Source organism: Ferroplasma sp., from assembly GCF_037442045.1.
Classification (GTDB): Archaea; Thermoplasmatota; Thermoplasmata; order Thermoplasmatales; family Thermoplasmataceae; genus Ferroplasma.
Genome location: NZ_JBBIRC010000031.1, coordinates 1 through 15,237 on the forward strand (window position 1 = coordinate 1; position 15,237 = coordinate 15,237).

The window sequence follows — 15,237 nt, forward strand, 5'->3', positions numbered from 1 at the left end:
TTTGGCCTGAATCTTTCGGTCTCTGATTTCAGCCATATTTGAAAATTTTTTGATGGATTATAATCTTTATATTTTGTAGCCAGTTTTGAAGGCCTAAAAATAAAAATTTTAGTATCACCAGTTGAATAAATTACATTTTCTGTATCGTATTTTAGTTCTTTTACTAATGACAGTATTTTTTCCTTGTCCATATGGCTGTTCATTGTTTTTAATATAAATATTTTTATTTAAAGGCAATATAAATACATATTTATACTTATTCTTATTACCATTTCATGCAGGAAAAGCAGAAGGTTACGATAACTCTGGACAAAAATACGTATAAAATATTCAAAGAGGAGTGCAACAAAAATGATATTAAAGTATCAACAAAAATTAACACATTAATTAGAGAATGGTTACAGAGAAGAGGAATGTAAATGCCGTACAGAAATATGGATGAAATTTCTTTAGAAAAATACAGAAAATTTATAGAGAATAATAAAGAAGTTATAATAGAAGACCAGCACATCAGTATAGGCAAGAAAATAGATATTAAGCAATATGAACCGGAGAACTTTTCTTTAGAAATTGAAAACGTCTGGAGTTTTCCTAAAAGAGGTGATTGGTGCACTCATTATATTAATGCAAAATACCGTGGAAATTATGCTCCACAAATCCCAAGGAACATAATCATGCGGTATTCCAGTGAAAACGATACAGTTCTTGACCCATTTTTAGGATCGGGCACCACACTAATAGAAACCAAATTACTGGGGCGGCGTGGAATTGGTATTGATGTAAATTCTGGTTCATGTATGATTGCCATGGACAGGCTAAATTTTGATTTGCCTGATAGAGTTGTGCCAGCACAACAAATATACAATGGCGATGCAAGAAATCTGGATAAGATAGAAGACAACAGTATAGATTTAGTAATAACGCATCCTCCGTATTCAAATATTATTTCATATTCTAAAAACAACGTAATTGATGACGATCTGTCTTCATTACAATCTATAGATGATTTTTACCTCGAAATGGGAAAAGTTGCACATGAAATATTCCGTGTCCTAAAGACGGGCAAATATTGCGCTGTATTAATGGGTGATTCAAGGAAATATAAACACCATATTCCATTATCATTTAGAATAATGGACCTGTTTTTGGAACAGGGATTTATTTTAAAAGAAGATATAATTAAAATCCAGCATAATACAAAAACATGGCAGTACTGGCAAAAATTATCTGTACAGAATAATTTCTTGCTTCTTACCTATGAGCATTTATTTGTATTCAGAAAACCCGAAGACCATACAAATTCAAAATATAAATATAGCAGCAATAAAAATTATTAATAATTTGTAATAATTAATTCTTTTATATTGTTCCTCTTGCTCCCTACGGAATTTATGTTTCTTTTTGCATTAACCTCTTTTAAATTAAATTTACTGTACATCTCCTTTAGAAGGTCAGTGCTAGAATTAGATTCCATTACATAAACACCCCTCTGATCAAGTTCTTTAAAAACCTTAAAAAGGCGTTTCTGGTCATCAATAGTAAAACCAGATAATGTATAGCCGGTAAAAGACGATGTTCTGGTCAATGGCATATAAGGAGGATCAAAATAAACAAAATCTCCTTTTACTGCAAACTTCACGGCAATTTCAAAATCATCATTTAGAACATCACATGACTTCAGCATATTTGATAAAGCCATAATATTCTCAGGAGAAGGCAGGTGTGGATTTGTATATTTCCCAAAAGGGACATTAAATTTATTTTGGGAATTAACTCTGTAAAGCCCGTTGAATCCATGCCGATTTAAATAAATCAATAAAACAGATTTTTTGACTGGATCATGGATCGAGTTAAATAAATCCCGGGCAGCATAATAGTCTTCTGAATTATTTTTAAATTTAATACTATTCAAACCTTCTATCAGTTCAACTGGTTGATTTTTAACAACGCTGTATAAATTTGACAGATCTGGATTTATATCTGAGATAACTGCATTTTTGATCTTGCCTGTAGAATATAATGATATTAGAAAAGCACCACCTCCAATGAATGGTTCATAATATTTACCAAAATATGGGGGTATATTGTTAAGCAGATCGGGAAGTAATTGCCTTTTTCCTCCGGCCCATTTTAAAACAGGCTTAAGATTCTGATGCATTAAAGATTCCACATTGCTTTATACAGCAACAATATATAATGATTATTGTATATTTTCAGCTCTCCGCTTGGGTAAGAAAACCAACTCTTTTCCCGGGCATCTATCAAATTGATTAAAATTCAAAATATTTATTTTCACATAAATAATATCAATAGTTAATGAATTAAATGGATAAATAATTCAATAATCTCTTTTACGGTGATTATCATTGCTTCTCTTATGGTAATTATCATTATTCCTTCTGGGACTTGAACCATATTCCTTTCTGGGTGTTCCACCTCTTCTGTCTCTGCCAGAAGATGGCCTCCTTGATCTGTGGTAATCTGGCTCTTCTGTATTTTCGGCATTATCCCTGAACTGTGCAATCAGGCTTCCATAATTTATATCAGTATATTCAGTATTCAAATCCACATCTATTTTTTCCATTTTTATTTTATTTCTTTTCTGTATGGATTGTATAAGGTTTCTCTGATCTGGTGTGAATATGGTCATGGCCCTTCCGTCTTTCCCCATTCTTCCTGACCTTCCAACTCTATGGGCATAAGTTTCAGTGCTGTCCGGAGCATCGAAGTTAATAATATCTGTAATATTTGGAATGTCAAGCCCGCGAGCAGCAACATTTGTTGCAACCATTATTCCAGAATCCACATGCCTGAAATCAGTTATAGATCTTTCCCTTGCGTGCTGCTTCATGCCTCCATGGATTAATACATTATTAAATCCTGACCTGGAAAGAATTAGATTTAATAAATCCCCTGATCTCTGCGTTTTTACAAAAATTATTGCTTTTTTTGAATTATAATTATGTATGTATGACATTAATGTAGAAAATTTATCAAATTTTTCTGATATTGTATATAAATGCTTAATAGATTCAGGTATTGCTTCTTCTTCACCGGCACCAATAAATTCCGGATTCTTCATAAAATTTTTCGATATAGTTTTGATTTCAGATGGCAATGTTGCAGATAACAATATTGTTTGCCTGCCTTCTGGCGTGAATGAAATTATTTTCTTTATATCATCTATAAATCCCATATCAAGCATGAGATCTGCTTCATCAAGAACAAGATATTGTACATGGTCAAGCTTCAGATATTTCTGATTATGCAAATCAAGTATTCTTCCAGGCGTTCCAATAACAATATCTGACCCTGGAAGCTGTTCAACCTGCTTTGTTATGGATGCGCCCCCATATACTATCGTTGCTTTTATTCCGGAAATTTTTCCAAGCCTTGACACCACACTATAAGTCTGAAGTGCCAGTTCTCTGGTTGGCAATATTATTATGGCCTTTATATTCCTGCCTTTAATATTTTCAACAAAGTTTAATAATGGCACCAGATAGGCTGCTGTTTTACCCGAGCCGGTCTTTGACCTTATAATAACATCTTTTCCAGTCAGTACCACTGGAATGGCTTTTGACTGTACTTCTGTTGCTTCTGTAAACTTCATTAAGCTTAATGATTTCTTTAAATTCTCTGATATATTCATATTTTCAAAACTAGACAATTTTAACACTTGTTCCTATATATTATATTGTAATATATACTTAATTATTTAAATTTTCAAATAATATAATTTAGACATAATCATTTCTGTTAACAATGTTTTTTGGCCTGCCATTTAAATAAGAAACGACATTATCAAATGCCTTTTCAACCGGGACATAGATAAAATTCTGGGTAATTCCGGCCACATGTGGTGTTATTATAACATTATCAGGTATTGGGCCTTTAACGTCAGGCTCTCCCCACCAGACATCTGTAAGAAAATATTTTTCTGGATTTTCTATTAAATAATGAAGCATATCGTCCTTATTCACTATTTCTGCCCTGCCGACATTCACTATTGCATCGCCATTAAACGCGGAAAGAAATTTATTATTTATTATGCCTTTTGTGTAAACATTCAGTGGTAATGTTATTACTGCAATATGGGAATTTTTAGCAACGTCTTCAATATTTTTTGTAAAAGTATCAAGCTCGGGATGTTCTTTTTCAGTTCTGCCAAAACCGATTGTATGTATTCCAAAAGGCCTGGCACGTATTGCAATTTCTCTGCCAATTCCGCCGTAACCCAGAATGCCCATTGTGCGCCCGTACAGTGATTTGCCTGGAATTCTATCATAAGTCCCGGCCCTTATATTTGAATTGGAAGAACATATATTTTTGTAATTCGCTAAAATCAATGCAAAAGCATGCTCTGCAACTGGAATGGACCAGGCATCCGCATTGCTGCTTATCTCAATTTTGCTGTCTATATTATTAAAATCTAGATGATTAACGCCAGCGGATATGCTCTGCATAAATACAGTTTTTTTCCCAGGGAGCGGTTTGCCAGCAAATACTACAATGTCTGCATCATCAGAAAATCCATTAATAATTTTGCACTGTGTTTTTTCTTCCATTTTTTTTATAAAGCTATCGGGAATTGATAAGGCTTTAAAATTAACCTGAAGACTTATTAACATGAGGCTTTAATTCAAAATATTATTAATAGTTTATTGCATAACACTGAAAATCATATGATCCAATTTAAGGCAATTGCCGATAATTACGTTTTATTATTTAAGCAAAGTTTTAATAATAAATTTCTATATATTTTCTATGATAATGAAAGATTCTGAGAGAACAGAATACTTCGATAAAATTGCAATTGAAATCTCGAGAAATTATAAGGGCAAAATCAGGACGCTTTCAAATGTTCCAATACATAGCATGGAAGATTTTTCATCTCTGTACACGCCTGGAATCGCTGCTGTTTCAAAGAAAATTCAGGCAGAAAAGGATCTTGTTTATGAACTTACTGGAAAATGGAATTCTGTTGCAATACTTACAGATGGCACAAGGGTACTTGGCATAGGAAATGTAGGCCCGGAAGCTGCAATTCCCGTAATGGAAGGAAAGGCACTGCTTTTCAATTATCTTGGGGGAGTGAACGCAGTTCCAATACCACTGGTTGTAAATAACAATGACGAATTTATAGCTGCTGCAAAGGCAATACAGCCATATTTTGGTGGCTATAATCTGGAAGATATACAGTCACCAAGATGCTTTTTCCTGCTTGAAAGCCTTCAAAAATCCATGGATATACCGGTATGGCATGATGATCAACTCGGAACTGCTTCCATAATACTGGCAGGTGCCATAAATGCGCTGAGAGTTTTAAACAAAAAGAAAGAGGATATAAAAATAGTTTTCAACGGTGCAGGCGCTGCAAATATTGCTGCAATATACCTGTTTGAGGCTGCAGGCTTTGATAAAGGAAACATAATAGCAATAGACTCAAAAGGCATAATTGAACCGGAACGTGAGGATATAGATGCACTGATGTTTAAAAATCCATGGAAATATAAAATAGCACTGGAAACCAATAAAGAGAGAATAAAAGGCGATCCTGCCAATGCGTTTAAAGGAGCGGATCTAGTAGTTTCGGCTTCTGTTTCCAAACCGGGAACAATAAAAAATGAATGGGTTGCATCAATGAACAAAGATCCGATTATATTTGCACTGGCAAATCCACTTCCGGAGATCTGGCCAGATGAAGCAAAAAAAGCAGGTGCTAAAATAGTTTCGACCGGGAGAAGTGATTTTCCAAATCAGATAAATAACAGCATGGTATTTCCCGGAGTTTTTCGTGGTGTTCTGGATGCCAGGTCAAAGGGTGTTAATTTCGATATAATGGTAGCTGCATCATACGCAATTGCCGATTTTGTTGAAAACCCATCAGAAGACCATATTGTTCCATCCATGGAGGATTTTGACCTTTTCCCAAGGGTTGCGTCAATAGTTGCAAGGAGATGTGTGGAATCAGGGCTTGCAAGAAAGGCGGATTCCACAGAAGGATTTTACAGAACGGCGTCAGAAATTATAATAAACAACAGGAAAGTATACAATAAATTATTTGATATGTAGGTGATAAAATATGGCAAATATAAGATTAATGGAAAAAAAGGATCTGGAAACAGTAATGCAGCAGATGTTAAGGCTAAAGCATTTAAATGAAGAATTTGACCCACTCCTTAAAGTTTCAATTGGAAACGATAAGGAGGTAGCAGAAAAGGTAACTAAAATGATTGATGATACTGAGAATCATATATGCCTGGTGGCCGAAGAAAATAACAGGGTTATAGGCATGCTCATGTCTGAAATCATATTTCGTATTTATTATGACCCTAAGTATGAGGCAAGAATCAGGGAGTTTTATGTAATGCCGGAATTCCGTTCAAAGGGTACCGGTGTCAAGCTTATAGAAAAGCTCAGGGAGCTATCGTCCAAGAGAAATATAAAAATGGTTACAGCAGAATTTCCATCACTTAACCTTCTTGCTTCAAATTTCTATAAAAGCATAGATTTTAAAGAACTTATAAAGATTTATTCGAAAATAAATTAAAATTTTATTTTTTTGCGGATAAAGCAATGTATTTTAATATATTTCCAGTTTTAATATAGTTAAGTTCTGCGTTGGTATTTATCAGTGCTTTTCCATTTAATGTTTTTTCACCTACGGTAATTTTAAGTTCCTTTCCCAGAGAAATATTATTTATGCCCTCTATATTTACAACTTCATTGCCCTTCAGTTCTGGAAGTTTCTCCACCTGTACAGGCACAATTCCCATATCTACAAGATTGCTTCTGTGAATTCTCTCGAAACTTTCAGCTATAACTGCCTTTACCCCAAGAATCGCGGTTACCTTTGCTGCCCAATCCCTTGAGCTTCCAGATCCGTATTGCTGCCCGGCAAATATTACAAGAGGAACATTATTTTCTTTGTATTTCATTGCCGCATCATAAAAGCTTATTTCATTTCCGTCAGGATAATAAATGGTGCTTCCACCTGTGTGGGAAACCATTAAATTTCTTATTTTTGGATTTGAAAAACCACCACGGATCATTACTTCGTGATTGCCCCGGCGTGCGCCAAATGTATTCATTTCAGTAACTCCAAGTGAAGATAAATATTTTCCTGCAACAGAATCCTTTGCAATGGGTCCTGCTGGAGATATATGATCGGTGGTTATTTTATCTCCAAATATTGCAAAAATCCTGCCGTTTTTAATATCTTTAACAGGTTCCATATACATCCATGGAGGCATTTTTATATATGAAGAATCTTCTTTAAAATCAAATAAAGTGCTACCAGTAGATTCCATGGCTTCCCAGTTTTTATCACCACTAAAGACATCGGAATATTCTTTTTTGTACACTTCGGGATCCATGGCAAGATGGAAGTATTTCTTGATTTCCTCATTGCTTGGCCATATATCCTTAAGGTAAACTGGCTTTCCATTATCATTTCCAAGCGGTTCATTTATAAGATCAATATTCATTTTTCCTGCTATGGCAAATGCAACTACAAGGATGGGCGATGCCAGAAATGCACCTGCTATATATGGATTTATCCTTCCTTCAAAATTCCTGTTCCCGCTCAACACTGCAAATGCTTTTACATTGTTTTGAGTCATGTCATCCTGCACTTCAGGTATAAGTGGCCCGGCATTTCCTATGCATGTGGTGCAGCCATATCCAACAAGTTCAAATCCTATCTGATTTAAATATTTCATTAACCCTGCTTTCTCAAGATATTCAGTGACTACTTTGGATCCAGGTGCCAGGCTTGTTTTTATAGTCTGTGCTGGAACAAGATGATGTTCTACAGCCTTTTTTGCCAGCAATCCTGCACCCAGCAATACAAAGGGATCTGATGTATTTGTGCAGCTTGTAATTGCTGCCATTACAACGGCACCGTTTTTAACAAGTTTTCCGTCATTCCCATCTTTTATTATATCATCTATTTTTCCTTTTAGATCTTCAATATTTACAAGTTCATCCGGGTTCTTTGGTCCCGCTACAGCACTTTTTATTGCTGAAAGATCAATATCAACGGTTTCACTGTATTTTTTTGGCCCATCATAATACAAGCCCTGTTCCTTAAAGTATTTTTCAACCTTTTCAGTGTCACGCCCAGTACCTTTTAGATACTTCAGTGTTTCACTGTCAACGGGGAAATAACCTATAGTAGCACCATATTCTGGAGCCATATTTGATATGGTTGCTCTGTCCTGAGCAGTAAGTTCTGATATATTTCCATAAAATTCAACAAATTTTCCAACAACATTTTTTGATCTCAGTGTTTTTGTAATATAAAGAACGACATCTGTAGGTGTTACTCCTGTTTGCATATGCCCTTTTAAATTAACTCCAATAACTTCAGGCACATTCATGAAATATGGCTCATTCAGCATTGATGCTTCTGCTTCAAGGCCACCTACACCCCAGCCAAGAACACCGATGCCACCGATCATTGTTGTATGTGAATCAGCACCAATAAGGCTTTCTGGAAATATTTCGCCATGAGCCGTCAGGGCAACTGAAGATAGGTATTCTAAATTAATCTGATGGACAATGCCGTGGCCAGGTGGCACAATTTTAACATTTTTAAATGATTTCTGGGACCATTTAAGAAATTCATACCTTTCAACATTCCTTTCAAATTCATCTTTCATATTCAATATGATTGGCTCTTCCCCACGGAAAGAATCTACTATTATGGAATGGTCTATAACAAGGTCTGAACCTGTAGCAGGGTTGACATCGTCAGGATTTAATTTATTTTCTTTATAATATTCCCTCATTGCCGCAAGGTCTACAAGAATAGGAACACCTGTATAATCCTGGAAAACAACCCTCGAAGGCTTAAACGCCATTTCTGAATTTGTTTTCATTGTTGCTATATTTTCTATAGATCTTTCATCTATATCCACGCCATCATAGTTTCGAAGTACATTTTCAAGCAAGATTTTTAAAGAATAGGGAATGTTTTCTATATCATATTTTTCTGCTAGTTGTGCAAGAGGGTAATACTTAAAATTTGTACCATTTATTGCAATTTTTTTAGTCTGTATTTCCATGTATTGTAAAGCCAAGATGATATTTTAACATTTTTATCTAGAAATATTGGATAACACTTTTTAGGAAAGTTATCAGACAATGATGTATTGGTTGGATTGTCGTAATCTGAATATTTTTGCATTATCTATTATAATGCATCACATAAATTATTGTACCAGGATTTTCATTAATTTTTTGCATTATTGCTCTTATTACATTGTATTAGCATAAATTTTTACACTGCTTAATCAATTGCTATAATTAAATCTTATTACAATCATATTTGTTTTTATTTGCAGTAAGCATAATATTTAAGTAGATTTTGATAATTAAAGTATAATGGGGAGCCATATGAGGCTGAGAGGATAAGGATCGACCCATAGAACCTGATCCAGACAATACTGGCGGAGGGATTAAATGGATAATTTATTAGCGGCAAAAAATTATAATGAAATTGTAAAAGGCATAGATGATTCTAAATGGAATAGCTTTGACTCCCTGATTTTTGTTACGTTATCCTCATCTTTTTTCATGTGGGGAATAACACTGTCAATAGCTCCGCTGATAACGACATGGGATTTTATCCCATCGTACATGGACATATATATTATAGCCGCGTCACCTGCAGGGCTTCTTGCTGGAAATTTATTTCTGGGCTCATTTTCAGATAAGTTCGGAAGAAAAAGAGTGTTTTTAGCCACTGTAATATTTACATTTACTGGCTTGCTTGGCATATCGTTATCATATAATTATTACCTGATATTATTCTTCATTTTTATGGCAGAATTTGGCCTTGGTGGTGATGAAACTGTTTCTCTTGCTTTCCTGTCAGAATATATCCCGAAAAAATACAGGGGAACTGCTTTAATAGAATCTTCAAATATGGCCAATCTTGGAGTGACAGTAATGGCGGCCATTTTTATTATGACTGCCTCATCTGTTTTTCTGGATAAACAGTTACTGGTAATTATTTCAATGGTTGGCTTTGCAATAGCTATCACAACACGATTAAAGCTAAAGGAAAGTGTGAAATGGGAATATTTAAAGAAAAATCCAGATAAAAACAACAAGCTCAAAATAAATAAAAATGAGATTTATAAGTTTATCTCCCTATCTTTTCTTGGAGTGGCAATAATAGTTGGCTTTGCCTTTTCCTATCTGGTTCTTGGACCATTCGAATTTCCTGAATATTCAGGTTATATAATCTTCTTTTCCGTTCTTGCTGAAACACTTACCGGTATATTTGGAGGGATTTATATGGGAAGGGCACCCAGAAAATTAATTGCAATTATTGGATTTTCCGGGCTTTTTATTCTATGGCTCTTTGTCGTCATACTGTTAAAACTTGTACTCCTAAACATATACCTTTTAATTGCTTTGCTTGTGATCTCAGGAATATTTGGAGAATTTGGATGGGGCGCCAGAGAAATGCTTGAACCGGAAAATTTTCACACATTATTTCGCGGGAGAGGTATTGGCTCTGTTCGGGCAATAGGATACATAGTTTATCTTTTCACAGTATTTCTTCTTGCCGCAGCAAGCATAGAACAATATGCATATTATCTGTTAATAATTTACTTTATTGGATTTGCTGGATCATTGATCTATCTGTTCAAAGGAAAGGAAACAAAAAATGAAAATATTTATTAATATTTTTTATGGTGTGCTTTATGGCAACTATGCAAAGCTTATATAATCGTAATCACTTATTTTAATATGGAAAAACTTGATTCTATTGTGCCGCTAATAACGCCTTTTACAAATAATAGAGTAGATAAGTCAATTGCCGTAAAACATGGAGAGGATGTTTTTAAAGGAGGCATGAAGTACCTCTTTATTGCCGGAACCACTGGGCTTGGCCCATCACTTTCAATGCCGGAAAGGCTGGAACTTTTGGACGCATTTGCACATATGCCTGATAATGTAATACTGCAGTGCGGTTCTCTTAACCTGGAAGAATCAATAGAGATGGCAAAGCAGGCAAAAAAATATAAAATATATGGAGTTGCAGCACTTCCACCCTATTATTTTACAGGCATGAAGAGAGAATGGTTAGTAAAATACTATACAAAACTATCAAAAGAAGAACCAGTCATCATATATAATTATCCGGAAACAACTGGATACAATATTACCTACGATATAATCAATGATATAAAAAAAGCTGGAGGAGATATTATCGGCATAAAGGAAACAACGTTCAATATGAATGATATTCTCAATACAAAGATGTATGTTCCAGATATCAAGGTATATACTGGCCCTGATCAATTCATACTTTCGGCTTTCAGGCTGGGGCTTGATGGCTATGTATCAGGAGCTTCAAATTACGGCTATAAAATTGTTAAATTAATAGAAGAAAATTACAGCAATAAAGATGGTGATCGATACCAGTTCCTTCTTAATGAACTGGCAGCTCTTTCTGGGAAATATGGGACAATATCATCCATTTATGATATGGTTGAAATTATGACAGGTGTGAAAGCAGGAAACCCGAGGGAGCCTTTCTTCAAATTGAGCATGGAAGATAGAAGCGCACTGGAAAAAGAAATGAATGCTGTTTTTAAAAAATATAATTATAAATTATAATTTCAATTTTTATATTAATAAAGATATTTTTCCTTTCATATATAACAAAGCATAGTGATGGTGGATTGATAATTTGGCAACTTGAATTTAATACTTGTATTAATATTTTTGAATGATAAATTATTTTTACCAATAAAGTATTAAAGGAAATGGATAAGGTCATTCTTAATGTTGATACAGGTATAGATGATGCCTTTGCAATGATACTTTTAAAGAGATATGGAATAACGCCAGAGTTCATTGTTGCTGCATCAGGGAATTCCACACTGGAAAATACATACAGGAATACAGTTGGTGTTGCAAAACTGCTTGAATTTGATTGCCCGGTTTATTATGGTTCATTTGCACCAGTATTAAGGCCACATTTGCGTGATGATTTCCATGGGAAAAATGGCATTGGATGCTATAAATTTAAAGATGTTTCAATTAAAAATTCAGAAAATGGAATAATAAAAATGGAAGAAGCATTGAAAAAAGAGCGATATACAATAATATGCACATCGCCAATGACATCACTTGCCATTCTGCTCAGGCTAGATGAAAGGATTAAAAAAAATATAAATAATATAATAATAATGGGCGGTGCATTTGGCATTACACCCTATGGCAAAGGAAATATGGGAGATGCTGAATTCAATGTCTTTTATGATCCGGAAGCTGCCAAAATAGTTTTTGAATCCGACATAAATGAAACTATAATACCGCTGGACCTCACAATGAATCATGAACTTTCTATTTCTGAACTTCCGAAAAGCAATAAGTCTGATCCTTTAAATGAGTTTATTTATAAAACCACAGAATTTATGTTAAAAGAACACAAAAGCTTTGAAATGCATGATCCATTGGCAGCATTTTCCTTTATTGAACCTGAAGCTTATAAATACATGCATGGGGAAATAGAAGTATATTCAAGTGGTGTTACCGTTTTTAAGGAAGACAGTAATTCAAGAAAGAAAATAGCCACAGGCATTGATATAGAAAAATATAATAAGAGATTGAAGGAAGTTATATACTTCAATTAGCTTTTATGGATATACTCCTATTCCAAAATATTTTTATCAATAAAACCATATACAATTATGCCCAAATACGATTTTTATATTTCTGCACCACTTTTTAATGAGATGGAGATTAATTTTAATGAGAAGGTCAGTTCATTCATAGAAAAATTGGGGTTTTCAACTTATTTGCCTCAACGTGACGGCGGTGAAGATGAAATGCTTTTAAAAGATCCTGAGCTGTGGCCAGAAACCAGCAAAAAAGTGTTTGATAGGGACGTGGAATCTTTAAGGGCTTCTTCTGCTCTTATTATGGTAATGGACGGGCGTGTTCCAGATGAAGGCGCATGCGTAGAGCTCGGAATGGCCTATGCCCTGGGAAAAATTTGCATAGGATTTCAAACCGATACAAGGCGTTTTGCTACGGGCCAGAACAATCTTATGCTTGACTATTGCATGTCTTATAAAATAGCTTATAACTGGGAAGAACTTGAAAAAACATTAATTGAAATTAAGAAAACCAGAAAATGATGTTAATTATTATTGGCATGAGTTGATAATTTAAATACATTGTAAACATTTACAGGCATGAATGCATCTGACATTTATGGCAGGGAAATGAGCTCGAGCCTTTACTTGAAATTTAACCGCAATGAATGGGCTAAAAGAAGGGGAAACCTTGATATCAAAATGTCCGATAATGATATAAAGGGCATAGTTGCATTAAATGATAAAATTACACCGTCAGAAATAAGTGATTTTTACCTGCCAATAACAAGGCTTCTGCAGCTTTCAATTAATAACAATAAAAAACTTTACAGGGAAAGGAATGATTTCATAGGAATTAACCCTGAAAAAGTTCCTTTTATTATAGGAGTTACCGGTAGTGTTGCTGTGGGAAAAAGCACAACTTCAAGGCTTTTAAAAACACTGCTGGACAGAATTAATCCAGAATATAATATATATATTGTTTCAACTGATAATTTCCTTAAGAGCAATGCAACACTTCAAAAAGAAAATCGTCTTGAGAGGAAGGGATTCCCTGAGAGCTTTGATATACAGGCATTGCTCAATTTTCTTGTTGACATAAAAGCAGGAAAAAATCATATAGAAATACCTGTATATTCTCATTTGAAATATGATGTACTCCCGGAAAAGCAGGAAATAACTAACCCGGATATATTGATTCTTGAAGGGCTAAACATACTGCAGGTAAATAAACTTGGCAGGCAGAATGAGATTTATGTTTCTGATTTTCTTGATTTTTCAATTTTCATAGATGCTAATGTGGAATACATAAAAGAATGGTTTATACAGAGATTTTTTATCCTGATGGATACAGCTTTCAGGGACAGGAATTCATATTTTCAAAAGTATTCCCAATTAGGCAAAGAAGAGGCAATTAAACTGGCTTCCAGCATATGGGACAATATAAATGGAAAAAATTATTTGGAAAATATTATTAAAACACGATACCGTGCAGAACTAATAATTGAAAAAGGTAAAAACCATAATATTGAGAATATAATGTTGAAGAAACTCTAATATTTATTTTGAATTTCTATTTCTCTGCTACAGTTTTTTCAGTTAATATTCAGGTAGGTTATGAATCAAATTTTAATAATTTTCATTTCTGGAAGATTAAATTTAAATACATACATCTTTTTATCTTTCATGGTAGTAAAAAGTTTTGACAATGATGTGGTTGAGCACAGGCTTGAGATTGTTGGTGTAAATCCAATACCGAATAAAGCCAGGAATATGTCATCAAAAAAGATTTTAATATTCTGGGCCATGGCAAGTGCTTCTGCCCTAACTCCATTAGTTGGATTCGAATTGTATGATATGGGTATTCCATTTGCAACAATAGCAATTATTATTGCATTGCTGATAGGGATTATACCTGCAGGGCTTGTTGCAGAAATGGGCAGGCAGATTCCTGTCCCTTCACTGGTTGTTTCCAGAAAAACTTATGGTTTCATGACTTCTGGGGCATATTCCCTTGTTTTCACTTTTCTAAATCTTGGTTTCTTTGGGCTTAATGATACTGTTGGAGCACTTATTATAAGCGGCCTTACCCATACAAATATTATTATTTGGTATATTGTAATGGGGGCAATACAGGTAATACTTGTTTTATTTGGTGCAAAGTGGCTTGAATACTTTTTCAGGTACAGTGCACCTGTACTTATTGCCAGTTATATAATACTCGCATATTTTTTGCTCACTTCTTACAAAATAAATTTTGCAATGCTAATGCATCCAATAGGTGCATTCACATGGGGAGGGGCATTAAATTTTCTGCTAGGTTTTTCAATTCTGGCTTGGTCATATAAAATTTCAACCCAGACAAGATTTGCTTCGCCATATTCTGGCACTGATAGCGCCGCCACACATTTCAAATATTTCATATCAAGTCCAGTAGGAATAATGATACCTGTCCTTCTTATGGGCCTAATTGGCCTGATTGGAAACAGTGTTGCACCCGGTAGTGGATGGAACATAGCAACATTATCATTTCCGGGGCTTCATGGACTGTTTGGCATAGTTGTATTCATAGCTGCATTGGGTGTTTCACTTGCAATAATACATACAAATG

General features: G+C 34.5%; 13 protein-coding genes, 2 pseudogenes and 1 riboswitch. Of the genes and pseudogenes, 10 read left to right on the forward strand and 5 right to left on the reverse strand.

From position 1 onward, the window contains the following. A pseudogene (locus WKI77_RS05280) lies at positions 1 to 191 on the reverse strand (hypothetical protein); the annotation flags it as partial. Positions 192 to 275: 84 nt separating this feature from the next. On the opposite strand from WKI77_RS05280, the gene WKI77_RS05285 reads away from it, so the two are divergent. Then, on the forward strand, positions 276 to 419 hold the full coding sequence (locus WKI77_RS05285; protein ID WP_337860782.1) for a hypothetical protein: 144 nt from the start codon (positions 276 to 278) through the stop codon (positions 417 to 419). Then, on the forward strand, positions 420 to 1,337 hold the full coding sequence (locus tag WKI77_RS05290) for a DNA methyltransferase (protein WP_337860783.1): 918 nt from the start codon (positions 420 to 422) through the stop codon (positions 1,335 to 1,337). Here WKI77_RS05290 and WKI77_RS05295 read toward each other — a convergent pair. From WKI77_RS05295 to WKI77_RS05305, 3 genes are all read right to left on the reverse strand, one after another. Continuing rightward, the gene (locus WKI77_RS05295; protein WP_337860784.1) at positions 1,334 to 2,170 is read right to left on the reverse strand and encodes a DNA adenine methylase; all 837 of its coding nucleotides are present in this window, start codon (positions 2,168 to 2,170) and stop codon (positions 1,334 to 1,336) included. The two genes, WKI77_RS05290 and WKI77_RS05295, sit on opposite strands and share 4 nt — an antisense overlap. A gap of 168 nt (positions 2,171 to 2,338) precedes the next feature. Beyond that, positions 2,339 to 3,670, reverse strand: coding sequence for a DEAD/DEAH box helicase (locus WKI77_RS05300; protein ID WP_337860785.1), 1,332 nt, complete (start codon positions 3,668 to 3,670; stop codon positions 2,339 to 2,341). A gap of 70 nt (positions 3,671 to 3,740) precedes the next feature. After that, a complete protein-coding gene (locus WKI77_RS05305) occupies positions 3,741 to 4,631 on the reverse strand; it encodes a 2-hydroxyacid dehydrogenase (RefSeq protein ID WP_337860786.1) in 891 nt (296 codons plus the stop codon). Between the two features lie 136 nt (positions 4,632 to 4,767). Between WKI77_RS05305 and WKI77_RS05310 the strand changes: the two genes are divergently transcribed. Continuing rightward, positions 4,768 to 6,075: an NADP-dependent malic enzyme gene (locus WKI77_RS05310; RefSeq protein ID WP_337860787.1), complete on the forward strand. Its 1,308-nt coding sequence runs from the start codon at positions 4,768 to 4,770 to the stop codon at positions 6,073 to 6,075. Between the two features lie 10 nt (positions 6,076 to 6,085). Beyond that, entirely contained in the window at positions 6,086 to 6,553 is a 468-nt protein-coding gene (locus tag WKI77_RS05315; protein ID WP_337860788.1) for a GNAT family N-acetyltransferase, read from the forward strand. Positions 6,554 to 6,557: 4 nt separating this feature from the next. Here the strand turns inward: WKI77_RS05315 and acnA are convergent, their stop codons facing one another. Next, a complete protein-coding gene (gene acnA, locus WKI77_RS05320; protein ID WP_337860789.1) occupies positions 6,558 to 9,071 on the reverse strand; it encodes an aconitate hydratase AcnA in 2,514 nt (837 codons plus the stop codon). A gap of 310 nt (positions 9,072 to 9,381) precedes the next feature. After that, a riboswitch (TPP riboswitch) is annotated at positions 9,382 to 9,481 on the forward strand. On the opposite strand from acnA, the gene WKI77_RS05325 reads away from it, so the two are divergent. The 6 genes and pseudogenes from WKI77_RS05325 to WKI77_RS05350 all read left to right on the forward strand — a co-directional run. Further along, entirely contained in the window at positions 9,469 to 10,701 is a 1,233-nt protein-coding gene (locus tag WKI77_RS05325; RefSeq protein ID WP_337860790.1) for an MFS transporter, read from the forward strand. Its footprint overlaps the riboswitch before it by 13 nt. Positions 10,702 to 10,767: 66 nt before the next feature. After that, positions 10,768 to 11,640, forward strand: a complete 873-nt coding sequence (locus WKI77_RS05330) for a dihydrodipicolinate synthase family protein (protein WP_337860791.1) — start codon at positions 10,768 to 10,770, stop codon at positions 11,638 to 11,640. Positions 11,641 to 11,789: 149 nt separating this feature from the next. Then, on the forward strand, positions 11,790 to 12,662 hold the full coding sequence (locus WKI77_RS05335) for a nucleoside hydrolase (protein WP_337860792.1): 873 nt from the start codon (positions 11,790 to 11,792) through the stop codon (positions 12,660 to 12,662). A 57-nt stretch (positions 12,663 to 12,719) separates the two neighbouring features. Continuing rightward, complete coding sequence (locus tag WKI77_RS05340; RefSeq protein ID WP_337860793.1) at positions 12,720 to 13,169, forward strand: nucleoside 2-deoxyribosyltransferase; 450 nt, start codon at positions 12,720 to 12,722, stop codon at positions 13,167 to 13,169. Between the two features lie 57 nt (positions 13,170 to 13,226). After that, a complete protein-coding gene (gene coaA / locus WKI77_RS05345) occupies positions 13,227 to 14,183 on the forward strand; it encodes a type I pantothenate kinase (protein WP_337860794.1) in 957 nt (318 codons plus the stop codon). A 129-nt stretch (positions 14,184 to 14,312) separates the two neighbouring features. Beyond that, positions 14,313 to 15,237, forward strand: a pseudogene (locus WKI77_RS05350) (cytosine permease); the annotation flags it as partial.

Bases quoted from the DNA above. Each gene is read 5' to 3' on its own strand.
- WKI77_RS05285 (WP_337860782.1), top strand. From the start codon at position 276: ATGCAGGAAAAGCAGAAGGTTACGATAACTCTGGACAAAAATACGTAT.
- WKI77_RS05290 (WP_337860783.1), top strand. From the start codon at position 420: ATGCCGTACAGAAATATGGATGAAATTTCTTTAGAAAAATACAGAAAA.
- WKI77_RS05305 (WP_337860786.1), bottom strand. From the start codon at position 4,631: ATGTTAATAAGTCTTCAGGTTAATTTTAAAGCCTTATCAATTCCCGAT.
- WKI77_RS05310 (WP_337860787.1), top strand. From the start codon at position 4,768: ATGATAATGAAAGATTCTGAGAGAACAGAATACTTCGATAAAATTGCA.
- WKI77_RS05315 (WP_337860788.1), top strand. From the start codon at position 6,086: ATGGCAAATATAAGATTAATGGAAAAAAAGGATCTGGAAACAGTAATG.
- acnA (WP_337860789.1), bottom strand. From the start codon at position 9,071: ATGGAAATACAGACTAAAAAAATTGCAATAAATGGTACAAATTTTAAG.
- WKI77_RS05325 (WP_337860790.1), top strand. From the start codon at position 9,469: ATGGATAATTTATTAGCGGCAAAAAATTATAATGAAATTGTAAAAGGC.
- WKI77_RS05330 (WP_337860791.1), top strand. From the start codon at position 10,768: ATGGAAAAACTTGATTCTATTGTGCCGCTAATAACGCCTTTTACAAAT.
- WKI77_RS05335 (WP_337860792.1), top strand. From the start codon at position 11,790: ATGGATAAGGTCATTCTTAATGTTGATACAGGTATAGATGATGCCTTT.
- WKI77_RS05340 (WP_337860793.1), top strand. From the start codon at position 12,720: ATGCCCAAATACGATTTTTATATTTCTGCACCACTTTTTAATGAGATG.
- coaA (WP_337860794.1), top strand. From the start codon at position 13,227: ATGAATGCATCTGACATTTATGGCAGGGAAATGAGCTCGAGCCTTTAC.